Below are 13,891 nucleotides of genomic sequence, written 5' to 3'. Positions count from 1 at the left end.
GGAGGCGCCGCCGGGGTCGCCCGGCAGGGCGCCGTCCCCTGGCGGGCGCGCGGGCGCGGGGGGTCACGCGGTCACAGCAGCGACGGGGTGGCGCCGAGGTCGACCTCGACGGGCGTGAGGCCCCAGATGTCGCGCGCGTACTCGCGCACCGTGCGGTCGGAGGAGAACTCGCCCACGCGGGCGATGTTGAGCGTGGACTTGCGCAGCCAGCCCTTCCGGTCGTTGTAGGCCGCGTCCACCTCGCGCTGGCAGGCGGAGTAGGCCTTGAAGTCGGCGAGCATCATGTACTCGTCCCGGCCGAGCAGCCGGTCGAGCAGGGGCTGGAAGAGCTCCCGGTACTCCGGGGAGAAGAAGCCGGACGAGATGAGCTCGATCACCTCGCGGAGCTCCGGGTCGGCCGCGACGGCGTCGCGCCCCTCGAAGTGCGCATGGCGGCGGGCGATCACCTCGTCGGCGGTCAGGCCGAACAGGAAGAAGTTCTCCGGCCCCACCGCGTCGCGGATCTCGATGTTGGCGCCGTCGAGCGTGCCGACGGTGAGCGCGCCGTTCAGCGCGAGCTTCATGTTGCCGGTGCCCGACGCCTCCATGCCCGCGGTCGAGATCTGCTCGGAGATGTCGGCGGCCGGGATGATGCGCTCGGCCAGCGAGACGCGATAGTTCGGCATGAACACGACCCGCAGCCCGGTGTGGCGGCGGTCGCCGTTCACGACGTAGGCGACGGCGTGGATGAACTTGATGATGAGCTTCGCCTGCCGGTAGCCGGGGGCCGCCTTGGCGCCGAAGATGAAGGTCCGCGGCGTCACCTGCTCGCCGCGCTTCTGGCGCAGGTAGAGCGCGACGATGTGGAGCGCGTTGAGCAGCTGGCGCTTGTACTCGTGGAGGCGCTTGATCTGGACGTCGAAGAGCGAGGAGGGGTCGACGCTGATGTCGAGCTCATGCGCGATGATCTTCGCGAGCTCCTCCTTGTTCTCGCGCTTCACCCGGGCGATCCGCTCGATGAACTCCGGATCGCCGAGGTGGCCCTCGAGCTCGCGCAGCCGCTCGAACTCCGTCACCCAGCGCGGGCCGACCTTCTCGGTGACGAGCGCGGCGAGCGCGGGGTTGCAGGCGAGCAGCCACCGCCGGAACGTGACGCCGTTGGTCTTGTTGTTGAACCGCTCGGGCCAGAGGTCGTAGAAGTCGCGCAGCAGGTCGCGCTTGACGAGCTCGGAGTGGAGCTTGGCCACGCCGTTCACCGAGTGCGAGCCGACGACCGCGAGGTGGGCCATGCGCACGTGGCGCTCGTGCCCCTCCTCGACGAGCGACATCCTCGCGACGCGATCGTGGTCCTGCGGGTGGGCGTCCATGACCTCGCGCAAGAACCGCCGGTTGATCTCGTAGATGATCTCGAGGTGCCGCGGCAGGAGCCGCTCGAAGAGCGCGACGGGCCAGCGCTCGAGCGCCTCGGGCAGGAGCGTGTGGTTCGTGTACCCGAAGGACGCGGTCGTCTGCTTCCACGCGTCCTCCCAGGTGAGGAGGTGGTCGTCGACGAGGACGCGCATCAGCTCGGCGATCGCGATGGCGGGGTGCGTGTCGTTCAGCTGGATCGCGTTCTTCTCGGCGAAGCGCGAGAAGTCCGGGTGGACCCGGTTGTAGCGGTTCACGATGTCGGCGATGGAGCAGGCGACGAAGAAGTACTCCTGCCGCAGGCGCAGCTCCTTGCCCTTGTCGAAGTTGTCGTTCGGGTAGAGGACCTTGGAGATGACCTCCGACTGGTTCTTCTCGTGGACGGCGTGCACGTAGTCGCCGGCGTTGAAGAGCTCGAAGTCGAACTCCTCGCCCGCGCGGGCGGACCACAGCCGGAGGGTGTTCACGGTGTTCGACTTGTAGCCCGCGATGGGCGTGTCGAAGGGGACGCCGATGACCTGCTCGGAGGGGCGCCAGATCACGCGGAAGCCGCCGCGCTTGTCGGGGACGCGCTCGGTGTAGCCGCCGAACGAGACCGGGACGGCGTGCTCGGGGCGCTCGACCTCCCAGGGGTTGCCGAAGCGGAGCCACTCGTCGGCGCGCTCGACCTGGTAGCCGTCGCGGATGACCTGCTCGAAGATGCCGAACTCGTACCGGATGCCGTACCCGTAGGTGGGCAGGCCGATGGTGGCCATGGAGTCGAGGAAGCACGCGGCGAGCCGCCCGAGGCCGCCGTTGCCGAGCCCGGCGTCGGGCTCCTGGTCGGCGAGCTCGTCGAGGTTGAGGCCGAGCTCGCCGAGGACGGTCTTGTAGCTGTCGTAGATGTCGAGCGCCTGCAGGTTGGCGACGAGCGCTCGGCCGAGGAGGAACTCTGCGGAGAGGTAGTACCCGCGCTTGACGTCCTGCTCGTAGTAGGTGTGCTGGGTCTTGGTCCACCGGTCGACGAGGCGATCGCGCACCGAGAGGGCGAGGGCGACGTACCGGTCGAACGGCGTGGCGGAGAGGGATTCCCGGGCGCGCGAGTAGTGGAGGTGGTCAGCGAAGGCGCGGCGGAGCGCCACCGGGTGCATGCCGGTGCGGGCGTCCGGCGCCTGGGTTCCGCGGAAAAAAGCGGCGGGGGCGTCTCGCTGAGGGGTGTCTCGCTGGGCGGGGGTTTCTCTCTGACGGTTGGGATCGACGTCGATCGGGTTGGCCATGGCGGCGCACTTTAGACGGATCCGGGCCGAGCTGGTGGGCTGCGCGACGGGCTCGGGTGAGGTTCCGTCGGGTCTGTGGATTGCGGACCGCTCCTGGTCGCCGGTGTGCTAGGAGCGCTGGCGGCCCGGCGACCTCGTGCGCCACGCGAACGTCGCCAGCCGGAGCCTCTGGAGATCGGCGGATGGTCCACGGAGAGCGGGCTGGGCGAGGCGGCGGCGGGGCGTTCGCGCTCGCGGGGGCGGTCGCGCTCGCCGGGGTGCTGGGGCTGCTCTGCGCGGGCTGCGATGAGCGGTCCGGGGTGAGCCCGGCGGCGAAGGCGGCGAAGAAGGAGCTCGGCGAGGCGTGCGCGGACGGCGCGGAGTGCGCGTCGTCGGTCTGCGCTGCGATCGGGGGCGTCTGCTCGACGGGCTGCCGGGTCGACCGGGAGTGCGGCGCGGGGTCCGTGTGCCGTTCGCGCGACGACGGTCCGGGCGGCGTGTGCAGCAGGCCGCAGGGCCGGGCGCTCGGCGAGGCGTGCATGACGGCGGTCGAGTGCCAGCACGGGCGGTGCCTGCACCGGACCGGCGCGCTGGATCAGCCGGGGCACTGCTCGGCGTACTGCGACAGCGCTGAGGATTGCCCGGCGGGCCTGAAGGCCTGCGAGGAGACCGCGGACAGCGCGGGCCGGAAGATGTGCCTCCCCTGAGAGGCTGCGGGCGCGGGGCGGTGAGCTCCCTGGCCGCCGCGCCAAAACCGCTCACGCCGCCGCGCGGACGGGCGGCAGGCGGAACGCGGCGCCCTCGGAGCGGCTGCGCCGGCGGAAGGCGCCCGGCGCCTCGCCCGTGTGCCGCTTGAACGCGCGGCTGAACGCGAACTCCGAGTCGTACCCGACCTCGGCCGCGACGGCGGCCAGCGAGCCGTCGCCCTCGGCGAGCAGCTCGGCCGCCCGCTGCATGCGGAGCTCGGCGAGGTAGCGGAGCGGCGGGACGCCGAGCTCGGCCAGGAAACGCCGCGCGAGCGCGGCGCGGGAGAGGCCCGCCGCCTTCGCGAGCGCCTCGAGGGTCCAGCGCTCCGCCGGCTTCTCCTGCATGAGCCGGAGCACGCGCGCGACGCGCCGATCGAAGGCGCCCGCCGCGCGCCCTGCGCGCGCGCGCTGCTCATGGCAGTGCAGCGTGTAGGCGAGCAACGGCTCGAGGAGCGAGCGCGCCAGCCGAGCCTGCCCGGGGGAAGGATCCGCGAGCGCGGCGCGCAGCAGGCTCACGATGGCCGAGAGCCCCGGCGCGCACCGCACCTCGCCGGCGGCGAGGTGGACCACGGGCGCGAGCGAGGCGAGCGCCCCGACGGGCGCGGCGGTGTAGGTGGCCGAGAGCAGCTCCGCCGGCGCGGGAGCGGCGCCGGGCGGCGGCGCGACGCAGCGGAGGCTCTGCTCGCAGGGCGCCGCGCCGCGCGGGCCGAACCCGAGGAGCACGAGGTCGCCAGGATCGAGCGGGAGGACGCGCTCCCCGTCCTGCGACAGGCGAAAAGAGCCTTGCACGACGACGTGGAGGCTCGGCGGATCACCCGCGCCCACACGAAGGGGCGTCCCAGGATGCGCAGGATGCCGGGAGACCGCCACGCCGCGGGGAAGGTGCCGCTCCACGTCGTCCGCCATGCCGCAGGGTTGCCGCGCCGAGGCCGCTCGTCCAGCGCTCGTTCGCGGGTCGAGACGCGCGGGTATGACTCCGCGCTTCGCGGTCATGGCGCGCGGGCGGGGGCGGCCGGAAGCTCGGGGCCATGATGCGCTTCGATGCGACGCCGAACGAAGAACAGCTGCTCCCCCGCGCGCTGCCCGAGGAGGTCCGCAGGAGCCTCCTCAGGAGCCGGACCCTCCTGATCTTCGGGGAGATCACCAGCGAGCTGGCGCAGACGACGACGGCGCAGCTGCTCGCCCTCGCGAACGAGAGCGAGGAGCCGATCCGGATCCTCATCCACTCGCCGGGAGGGCACGTGGAGTCGGGGGATACGATCTACGACGTGATTCGCTTCATCCGGCCCGAGGTCAAGGTGATCGGCACCGGGTGGGTCGCCAGCGCGGGCGCGCTGATCTTCGTCGCCGCGCGGAGGGAGCACCGGTTCGCGCTCCCGAACACGCGCTTCCTGTTGCACCAGCCGCTCGGCGGTGTGCGCGGCCCCGCGTCGGACATCGAGATCGAGGCGGCCCAGATCCTGGCCGCGCGCGATCGGCTCAACCGCATCTTCGCCGAGGCGACCGGGCAGGAGCCCGCGAAGATCGCGCAGGAGACCGACCGTAACCTGTGGATGACGGCGCGCGAGGCCCAGGCGTACGGCCTCGTGCATCGCGTGATCGAGAGCGCGCTGGAGGTCTGACCGTCCGACCGCACCCCGGCAGCCTCGCGGCTCAGCGCTGGCAGCCCCCGAGGAGGGACGCTCCGAGCAGATCGAGCTGCTCGACCGCGCGCTGCGGCCGGCGCGCGCGCCGGCCCGCGTCCGCCGCCGGGGCGGCGTCCCGGGAGGTCGCTCCCCGCGCGAGCTCCTCGCGGAGCGCCACGAGCTCGCGCGCGGGCAGCGTGCTCGTGTCGGTCACGAGCCGCGCTCCATCACGGTAGCCGGTCCACACCGTGTAACCGTTCCGTGTGACCTCGATACCGAACCTCGGGCCATAATCCGTGATCTCGTAGCTGCGTCCCAGGGCGAGAAAGCTCCACTTCTTCATCGCGACCGTCTCGCCAGTGTCCATCGAGGCGGCTCTACCGGCCAACAAACCCGGTCGTGGTCTCATCGCCCAGGGCAGCTCCGCCCTCGCCGCCGCGCGCGCAGGAGCAAGCCGCCGGCCGCGGCCAGGCAGCTCAGGAGCACGCCGGCGCGCCCCCCGCCCGAGGCCTCGCAGGAGCAGCCGCTACCGGCGCTCGACTCGGCCGCGCCCGCGCCCTCCGCGCTCCCACCGGCGCTCGTCCCGCTCCCACCCGCGCCCGCGGTGCCGCCGGGGCCCGCGCCGGACTCGCACGAGTCCGCGGCGTCGAGGAAGCTCGCCGTCCCCGGCCAGAGCTCGGGGCAGGTCCGGCCTGTCGAGCTCTCGCCCCCGCAGTCCGGCGGCGGGCCGCAGAGGCGGTCGAGCGTCATGAGCGGCGAGAACGTCTTGCCGCCGTCCGTGGAGACGCCCGCGGTGAAGCCGTCCAGGGGCTCGTCGGCGCACGCGAAGAGGCCCTGTGGCGTCCAGGTCAGGCAGCGGACGCCGAGCTGCCCCACCTGGGTGAACTCCAGGGTCGCCGTCGGCGCCACCCACAGGCCGTCCATGTCGCTGCCGACCGCGATCCTCGTCCCGTCGGGCGAGAGGGCGAGGCCGAGGAGGCTCACCGCCTGGAACACCTCGCGCCAGGTGACGCCCCCGTCCTCCGAGACCAGCAGGGCGTCCGCGCCGTCGCCGTCGCGGCGCACATACACGACGTCGGGATCCTCCGGGTCCACCGCGCCGAGATACGGCAGGTGGCGATCGTCGCTGCCAGGGACGTCGAGCTCCTCCCAGGTCGCGCCGCGATCGTCCGAGCGCCGCACGATCCCCTGGAACGTGGGTCCGTTCCGGCGCCCGCTCACGTAGATGCGCCGCGGATCGCTCGGCGCGCTGTCCAGGGTCACGCCGAGGAACGTGCTCGGGAAATCGGCCCCGGCCTGGGTCCACGTCCTCCCGTCGTCCTTCGACTCCCAGACCTGGGTCAAGATCGCGTCGCCGGCCATGACGCTGGAGCCGAGCAGGAGGACGCTCGCGGGGTCCGCGCGGTCGATCGACAGATCGACGATGTTGCGCTGGGCGAGCGGGCCCTCGGCGAACTGCCAATCGCAGCCGCGGTCGTGCGTCGCGCTCAGCCCGTCGAAGAGCCCGGCGAGGATCGAGCCGTCGCCGGTGACGACCATCATGGGATCCTCGAAGCCGCTGTAGCCGATGGCCGTTTCACAGATCCATGACCACCGCTCGCCGCCGTCGCGCGTGACGAGGGCGCCGTAGGTCGCGCGGACGACGATGTGGTCGGGATCGGCGGGATCGACGAGGATCTGGCCGGCGGAGGGGTATCGACCGTTGGCGAGCGCGGGCGCCGCGGCGGAGAGGGCCAACCACGCCGCGGCGGCCCCGAGCCCCAGAGCGAAGCGGTTCATCGAAGGGAGGTTCATCCATCCTCCTGCGCAGCGCAACGCTTCGACAGGAGGTCCCGAGGCGCGGCGCCGGGCCGGGGAGATCCGCTGTTTTCATCGGGCGGCGACCCGCGGCTCTGCTGCGCGACGGCCGGGAGCGGCGCCCCCGGGCCGTCGCGCGCCGGACGCGCGCTACTGCCGCCGGAACCGCTGGTTCGTTCCGCTGTTGCACGTGTACTGGATGAAGCTGGCGCCGTCGGCGGTGCTGGCCCCCGAGACGTCCACGCACTTTCCGCTGTTGACCGAGCGCAGCGAGACGACGCCGTCGCCGCGGTCGATGAGATCCCACTTCTGGCTGTTCTTGCTGGCGTCGCAATCGGACTGCGTGATGTTCGCCCTGTTGTTCCGGCTGGACCCCCGCACGTCGAGGCACTTTCCGCTGTTCACGTTCTTCACGACCGCCGTGGTGCCGCTGAGGGTCTCGATCTGCCACTGCTGGTCGCCCGCCCCGGTACACGGCCGCTGGACGACGGTGGCGCCGTTGTCCAGGCTCGCCGCGTTGACGCCCATGCATTTGCCGGAATGGAGGACCGTCAGGCTCTGGCCGGTGGTACCGGCGCCGCCGTCATCGCCCGGATCGCCCGGATCGCCGGGGTCGCCGGGATCGCCCGTGCCGCCGGTGCCGCCCAGGCCGGAGATCTGGACCGCTGCGCCCGTGGGCGATACCGAGAGGAGCTTCAGCGTCGCGTTCGTCCCGAAGAGCTGATGAGAAGCGCCGACCGCGAGCGGCGCGTCCCTGAAATTCCCGCCCGGGACCATGTCGAGGAGGTGCGCCCGGCCGCTCTCTCGCGCCTGCGTGAAGAACGCATGGATGAGGACGCCGCGTCCGGAGCTGTTGCGCGAGTCGATGACGTTCGTCGCCGCCGGCTGGCGGAACTCCACCTGATACATGATGTCGTTCGGGCCCTTGACGCGCAGGAGCTGGATCCCGGTGCTCGCCTCGGTCATCGGGGCGAGCGTATAGGTTCCATCGCCGGCTGCCGTCATGACCTGCGACGACGGGATCCACCCGAGGTTCGCCTTGTAGTTGGCGTTGAAGTGCTGCTTCCCGCCGTTGCCCATCGGGTCGAACGGATCGCCGTACTCGTCGAAGGTGCACTCGTTGCTCATGGTCACCGTCGCCCCTCCGTTGCGGCACGTCCGCGAGGAGGCGTGCCACAGGCCGAAGTTGTGGCCGAGCTCGTGCACGACGACCTCGGGCCAGAGGCCGGCGATCCAGGTGGCGCTGCCGGGCTGCGCGCCCATGCCGGCATACCCGCAATCCATCTTCCCCATGATCATGAAGTGCTGGTACGCGCCGAGGTCGAAGCCGGCGTTCCGCGCCGCGGTCTTCGCCTCGTTCTGCCACCGGTTGTAGTCATCGCACTTGCCGAAGGGGATGTTGAACGGGCCGGCGACGTCGTACTCGAGCTGCATCTTGCCGAACGAGGAGCCCGCCAGGTGGGTCGCCGCGCCGGCCATGGTGTTGCGCACGTCCTGCTCCGTGCCGAGCGTCTGGCCGCCGTCGAACTGCACGCGCAGCACAAGGACGCGCTTGGTCCCGGTCGTGACGAGCGCGCTCGTCAGCTCGCCGATCCCCTCGGCCGGCCGCATCACGTCGACGACAATCGCGCCGTCGTCGCCCTCGGTGCCGAACACGTCCACCGGTGAGCCGCTGGCCGTGCGCCAGTCGATCGCCGACTCGTCGCCGGGCGACGCCGTCGTCGTCAGCGCGTCCAGGTTGAGGCGCACGAACACCCCGTCTTCCCGCTCCAGCATGTACCGCGCCTCGCCGTTGGCGACGGCGACGGTCAGCGTGCCGGAGGCGGTGGGGGTCGGCCCCGCTTCCTCGTCACCGGCGTCGATGCTCAGGCAGCCGGGCGCGAACGCGCACGCTGCGGTGAGGGCAACGGTGGAGAGGTGTGACTTGAAGCGCTGCATGGGATCTTCCTTTCCTGGCTCGGTCCGATACGCCCGTCGCCTCCGGAGGTCGGAGAGCGCCGCGCCATCCCCCCGGAGGAGCCTGGGCGCGGCGCGACGGAGCGCTGCCAAGGAGAGGCCGCAAGCGCCGCCAGCCTCTCCGCTGCTGATGTAACTTGACGGCCAACCCGCTCGTCGCGTGGCGCGACAGTCGCTCGCGATCGTCACGCCACGTTGCCGTCAAGACACCCTCGCGAGTGCCTTTCCCATCAAAGCAAATTGGCGGCCACATTCGTGCTCCCGGCTTGACACGGGCAGCTCGCCTCTCTCGGTGGAACAATCACGTGGGGGCGGCCGATGATCCAATCAGATATGATGTTTGCGTGACTGGCATGGATCGCGAGAGATCCTGAATGGACATGAAAACACCACCCAGCGTCAGCGCGTGATCTGACGCAGGGCGCTTGTGCTCGGCCGATCGAGCGATCTGGGCCGGCATTTTTGCGCTCTTTGTCGCGTGGGTGGCAATCCGTGGTCGAGGGTGAACGCGTGAGTCCTCCAGTGAGAGCACCGGAGTCGGTGTGGGTCTACTGGCGCACTCAGGGCTCGACGCACGACACGGCGCCTCTACCGTCGCTCGCTGGCTCGCTGGCTCGCTGGCTCGCTGGCTCGCTGGCTCGCTGGCTCGCTGGCTCCGCCGCCGCCGCCGCCGCCGCCGCCGCCGCCGCTGGTATAGATGCGCGCATGACCCTCCTCCAAGACGTCATCGCCGCGCTGGAGTCGATCGCCCCGCTCCGATTCGCCGAGCCCTGGGACAACGTGGGCCTCCTGGCGGGCGACCCGGCGCGGCCCGCGTCGGCGGCGCTCCTCGCCATCGACTACACCCCCGAGGTTGCCCGGGAGGCGCGCGATCTCGGCTGTGATCTCGTCGTCGCCTACCATCCGCCGCTCTTCGAGGCCGTGAAGCGCGTCGTCGCGCCGAGCCCCGTCTTCGCGGCGATCCGCGACGGCATCGCGCTGTACTCGCCCCACACCGCGCTCGACGTCGCCGAGGGCGGCACCAACGACGTCCTGGCGGACGCGCTCGGGATGTCCGGGGAACGCGCGCCGCTCAGGCGGGCGCCGTCGAAAGCGTGGCAGCACAAGCTCGTCGTCTTCGTCCCGGAGGATCACGTCGACGCCGTGGCCGACGCCCTCGCCGAGGCGGGCGCGGGCCGGATCGGCGGGTACTCGCGCTGCAGCTTCCGCACGGTCGGGACGGGCACGTTCCTCGGCGAGGAGGGCACGAACCCCACCGTGGGCGAGAAGGGCCGGCTCGAGCGCGTCACCGAGGTGCGGCTGGAGATGGTGTTTCCGCGCCACCGGACCGAGGCGGTCCTGCAGGCGATGCGCGCCGCGCACCCCTACGAGGAGGTGGCGTTCGATCTCGTCGAGCTCGCCGTCGAGCCGCTGCGGGCCGGCATCGGCCGGATCGGGCCGCTCGCCGGCGCCGCGCCGGTCGGCGAGCTGCTCGGCCGCATCAAGGAGGCGCTGGGGGTCGACGCGCTGCTCGTGGCCGGCCCCGAGGAGCGCGCCGTCTCCCGCGCGGCGACGTGCGCCGGCGCGGGCGGCGCGCTCCTCGACGACGCGATCGCGCAGGGCGCCGAGCTCTACCTGACCGGCGAGCTGCGTCACCACGACGCCCTGCGCGCGGCGGGCGCGGGCGTCACCGTGGTGTGCGCGCTGCACTCGAACAGCGAGCGCGCCGCGCTGAAGCGCCTGGCCGAGCGCCTCCGCGCCGAGCTGCCGTCGCTCCGCGTCGAGCTCAGCGCGCGCGATCGGGATCCGTTCTCGATCCGCTGACGGCGCGGTGCACCCGGGAAAGGGGAACGCGGAGAGAACCGGTAAGTCTGGCTGCCCCTCCGGGACGGCCGCTCGGACCCGTGAAGGCACTGGACGAGGCGCGCACCCGCGAACAGCCTGCTCGCCCCATGCGCGACGATGCCACGCCTCCTGCCCGCGACCTGCGCGCGGATGACCCGGGCGCGGAGCCCGATGTGCCCTCGCCCGGCCTGCGCCGCGGCGGCGGCGTCTGGTCGACGCTCCGCGACGCGGTGAGCGGCGGCGGGCACGACTTCACCAAGGGCTCCATCGACCGGGCGATCGTCCTGCTCGCGATCCCCATGGTCATGGAGATGCTCATGGAGTCGCTCTTCGTCGTGGTCGACGTCTTCTGGGTGTCGCGCCTCGGCGCCGACGCGGTCGCCGCCGTCGGGCTCACGGAGTCGCTCCTCGCGGTGGTGTACGCCCTCGGGCTCGGTCTCTCGGTCGCCGCGTCCTCGACGGTCGCGCGGCGGGTCGGCGAGGGGCGCCACGAGGAGGCGGCCGCCATGGCGGGGCAGGCGATCCTGCTCGGGCTCGTCGCCTCGCTGCCCATCGCGGCGGCCGGCGGGCTGCTCGCGTCGCGGCTGCTCGAGGCGATGGGGGCGACCGCCGGGGTGATCGCGACCGGCACGCCGTTCGCCTCGATCATGCTGCTCGGCAACGCGACGATCCTGATGCTGTTCGTCATGAACGCGATCTTCCGCGGGGCCGGCGACGCGGCGCTGTCGATGCGGGTGCTCTGGCTCTCGAACGCGCTGAACATGGCGCTCGGCCCGTGCTTCATCTTCGGCCTCGGTCCGTTCCCGGAGCTCGGCGTGACCGGCGCGGCGGTCGGGACGACGCTCGGCCGCGGGACCGGCGTCGCGCTGCAGGTCTTCCTGCTCGCGCGCGGCGGCGGTCGCGTGAAGGTGAAGGCGCGGCACCTCGTCCCCGATCCGAGGGCGCTCGCGGCGCTGCTCCGCCTCTTCGCGAACGGCGCCTTGCAGGCGCTCATCGGCACGGCGAGCTGGATCGGCATGGTGCGCATCCTGGCCCCGTTCGGGAGCGCGGTGCTCGCCGGCTACACGATCGGGATGCGGGTCATCGCGTTCGCGATCCTGCCGGCGTTCGGGCTCGCGAACGCCGCCGCGACGATGGTGGGGCAGAACCTCGGGGCCGGGCGCCCCGAGCGGGCCGAGGCCGCCGTCTACCGCGCGGGCCTCTGGACCACGGTCATGCTCGGCGCGGTCGGCCTTGTCTTCGCGGTGGCCGCCGGCGCGATCGTCGGCGCGTTCACGGACGACGTCGAGGTGCTCCGGGCCGGCACGCAGACGCTGCGGATCGTGGCGTGCGGGTTCCTGTTCTACGGCTTCGGCATCGTGTTCACGCAGGCGTTCAACGGCGCCGGCGACACGTGGACGCCCACGATGCTGAACTTCGCCTGCTTCTGGCTCTGGGAGATCCCGCTCGGCTGGGGGCTCTCGCGCGCCGCGGGGATCGGCTCGGCGGGCGTGCCCATCGCGATCGCCGTGGCGTTCTCGACGCTCGCGGTCGCGGGCTGGCTCATGTTCCGCCGCGGCGCCTGGAAGCAGCGCCGCGTCTGATCTGAGGGGCGTTACCGCAGGCGGCGTCTGCAGAGCCGGAACGGGAGGAAGTGGAGCGGTGTCAAAGATCGCCCCCCTGAGTCACGAATCCCAGCGGACACGGACGTCGGGGTAGCGGGAGACGAGCTCGTCCTTGCTCACCAGCTCGGCGTTGTGATCCATGGCCGTGGCGATGATCACCCGGTCGATAGGATCGCGATGCAGATCGGGCAGAGCTGCCGACTTGGCCGCGATCTGCGGAGTCAGCGGAAGCAGGACAAGACCCGCCTGCTCAATCGCCTTCGTGAAGAAGTCCTCGACAGAGACCGGAAGCACGATGCGCCCCTTCTTTGCAAGCCAGGCAACCTCCAGGCAGGAGACCGAGGCGACGCCGACAGGGCCGGGCTCGTGCTCGATGAGCGCCTTCGTCTTGGAAGGAAGCGCCTCGGCGGTGCCTTGGATCCACCAGAGCCAGGTGTGCGTGTCGAGGACGATCACGCGTCGTTCATGCTCCAATCAGGCTCATCGAGGGCAGGGGTGATCACGTCGCCCAGGATCTGGAGCCCAGACAGCTCCGCCGGGGGCCGGCGCACCGCGGTCGGCGACGAGGGCGGTTCTTCGAGAACCAGAAAGATCGCCTCGACTCGCGTGCGAGGAGGGAGGACAGGCATTTCCTTCAGCCGGCCCTGGTCGTCGGTCTCGAGGAGCGCTCGGTGCGCTTGCATGCCTGGACGGTAGCACGGCCGCGCGAGAGCGCCGATCCGCCGCCGCGCCGGAGCCGCTACCGCGCGGGGCGCGAGAGCCAGGCGTCGATGAGCTGGCGGGCGATGCTGAGCGGCGGCGGCAGCAGCGGGAGCGCGTCGCGGTGGAACCAGCGCGCGTCCTCGAGCTCGCGCGTGTCGACGCGGAGCTCGCCGCCCGTGTAGCGCGCGGTGAAGCCGACCATGATCTGGTGAGGGAAGGGCCACGGCTGGCTGCCGAAATAGGCGACGTCGGCGATGTCGACGCCCGTCTCCTCGTGGACCTCGCGCGCGACGCACGCCTCCAGCGTCTCGCCGGGCTCGACGAAGCCGGCCACGAGGCCGTACATGCCCGCAGGGAACCGCGCCTGCCGCGTCATGAGCAGGCGCGGGCCGTCCTCGACGAGCACGATCGTCGCAGGCGTGATCCGGGGGAAGTAGTTGCTCGCGCAGCGGCCGCAGCGCTTGACCCGCTCGTCCTGCCCGCCCTCGAGCTCGGCGCCGCACGCCGCGCAGTACTGGTGCGCCCTGTCCCAGTGCTGCACCTGGTACGCCGTGCCCGCCAGGTCGAACAGCTCCGGATCGATGCGCCCGTGGAGCCGCCGCAGCGAGACATAGGCGTGCCCCTCGGGCGCCGGCGAGCCCGGCGCGAGCTCCGCGGAGCGGCAGGGACGCCCATCGAGCTCGCCGAGCGGCTGGTCGCGCACGACGAGGACCCCGAGCCGGGCGAGATCGGCCGCGACGGGGACGTCGAACTCGCCGCCGCCGTCGGCCGGCACGCGCGCGCGGACGAGGAGCTCGTCGCCGTGGAACGCGAACCACGCGATCTCGGCGGGCGGCGCGCCCGGGCGGCCGATCCCGGGGCGGAAACGGGGGGGCGGCATGGCGTCAGGCCCGCCCGCGGACCCGCGCGGGCTCCGCTGCGAGGGCCTGCGCTGCGCGATGTCCGCCTGCTGGAGAGCCGATCGGGTGCATGCGGGAGAGCTTAGCGCCTCGGGCGGGCGCGCGGGGCGCGGGGCG

12 protein-coding genes are annotated in these 13,891 nt (G+C 72.1%); 4 read left to right on the top strand and 8 right to left on the bottom strand.

From position 1 onward, the window contains the following. Nucleotides 1–71 precede the first annotated feature (71 nt). Nucleotides 72–2,642 carry a glycogen/starch/alpha-glucan phosphorylase gene (locus WME75_RS23280; RefSeq protein ID WP_437494664.1) on the bottom strand — a complete coding sequence of 857 codons (2,571 nt, stop codon included), beginning with the start codon at nt 2,640–2,642 and terminating at the stop codon, nt 72–74. A gap of 182 nt (nt 2,643–2,824) precedes the next feature. Here WME75_RS23280 and WME75_RS23275 point away from each other — a divergent pair, with 182 nt between their 5' ends. Continuing rightward, complete coding sequence (locus tag WME75_RS23275) at nt 2,825–3,328, top strand: hypothetical protein (RefSeq protein WP_437494662.1); 504 nt, start codon at nt 2,825–2,827, stop codon at nt 3,326–3,328. 51 nt (nt 3,329–3,379) lie between these two features. Here WME75_RS23275 and WME75_RS23270 read toward each other — a convergent pair whose 3' ends face one another. Further along, the gene (locus tag WME75_RS23270) at nt 3,380–4,273 is read right to left on the bottom strand and encodes an AraC family transcriptional regulator (RefSeq protein WP_437494660.1); all 894 of its coding nucleotides are present in this window, start codon (nt 4,271–4,273) and stop codon (nt 3,380–3,382) included. Between the two features lie 122 nt (nt 4,274–4,395). Here WME75_RS23270 and WME75_RS23265 point away from each other — a divergent pair, with 122 nt between their 5' ends. Continuing rightward, a complete protein-coding gene (locus WME75_RS23265) occupies nt 4,396–4,989 on the top strand; it encodes an ATP-dependent Clp protease proteolytic subunit (RefSeq protein WP_437494658.1) in 594 nt (197 codons plus the stop codon). 31 nt (nt 4,990–5,020) lie between these two features. Here the strand turns inward: WME75_RS23265 and WME75_RS23260 are convergent, their stop codons facing one another. The 3 genes from WME75_RS23260 to WME75_RS23250 form a co-directional block, all read right to left on the bottom strand. Next, complete coding sequence (locus WME75_RS23260) at nt 5,021–5,359, bottom strand: hypothetical protein (protein WP_437494657.1); 339 nt, start codon at nt 5,357–5,359, stop codon at nt 5,021–5,023. A 38-nt stretch (nt 5,360–5,397) separates the two neighbouring features. Beyond that, the gene (locus WME75_RS23255) at nt 5,398–6,786 is read right to left on the bottom strand and encodes a WD40/YVTN/BNR-like repeat-containing protein (protein ID WP_437494655.1); all 1,389 of its coding nucleotides are present in this window, start codon (nt 6,784–6,786) and stop codon (nt 5,398–5,400) included. A 153-nt stretch (nt 6,787–6,939) separates the two neighbouring features. Then, a complete protein-coding gene (locus WME75_RS23250) occupies nt 6,940–8,727 on the bottom strand; it encodes an RICIN domain-containing protein (RefSeq protein ID WP_437494653.1) in 1,788 nt (595 codons plus the stop codon). A gap of 723 nt (nt 8,728–9,450) precedes the next feature. Between WME75_RS23250 and WME75_RS23245 the strand changes: the two genes are divergently transcribed. Further along, nucleotides 9,451–10,548, top strand: coding sequence for a Nif3-like dinuclear metal center hexameric protein (locus WME75_RS23245; protein ID WP_437494651.1), 1,098 nt, complete (start codon nt 9,451–9,453; stop codon nt 10,546–10,548). A gap of 128 nt (nt 10,549–10,676) precedes the next feature. Beyond that, entirely contained in the window at nt 10,677–12,152 is a 1,476-nt protein-coding gene (locus tag WME75_RS23240; RefSeq protein ID WP_437494649.1) for an MATE family efflux transporter, read from the top strand. 81 nt (nt 12,153–12,233) lie between these two features. Here the strand turns inward: WME75_RS23240 and WME75_RS23235 are convergent, their stop codons facing one another. The 3 genes from WME75_RS23235 to nudC are packed head-to-tail and all read right to left on the bottom strand — an operon-like array spanning nt 12,234 to nt 13,755. Beyond that, a complete protein-coding gene (locus WME75_RS23235) occupies nt 12,234–12,629 on the bottom strand; it encodes a type II toxin-antitoxin system VapC family toxin (protein ID WP_437494647.1) in 396 nt (131 codons plus the stop codon). Then, a complete protein-coding gene (locus WME75_RS23230) occupies nt 12,626–12,856 on the bottom strand; it encodes a hypothetical protein (protein WP_437494645.1) in 231 nt (76 codons plus the stop codon). The genes WME75_RS23235 and WME75_RS23230 overlap by 4 nt, the downstream gene beginning before the upstream one ends. 56 nt (nt 12,857–12,912) lie before the next feature. Then, nucleotides 12,913–13,755: an NAD(+) diphosphatase gene (nudC, locus tag WME75_RS23225; protein WP_437494643.1), complete on the bottom strand. Its 843-nt coding sequence runs from the start codon at nt 13,753–13,755 to the stop codon at nt 12,913–12,915. Nucleotides 13,756–13,891 lie beyond the last annotated feature (136 nt).

Source organism: Sorangium sp. So ce1014 (assembly GCF_051521505.1).
In the GTDB taxonomy this organism is placed as follows: Bacteria; Myxococcota_A; Polyangia; order Polyangiales; family Polyangiaceae; genus Sorangium.
The sequence above is the reverse complement of the archived record's forward strand: the minus strand, read 5'-3'. Positions and strand labels throughout refer to the sequence as shown.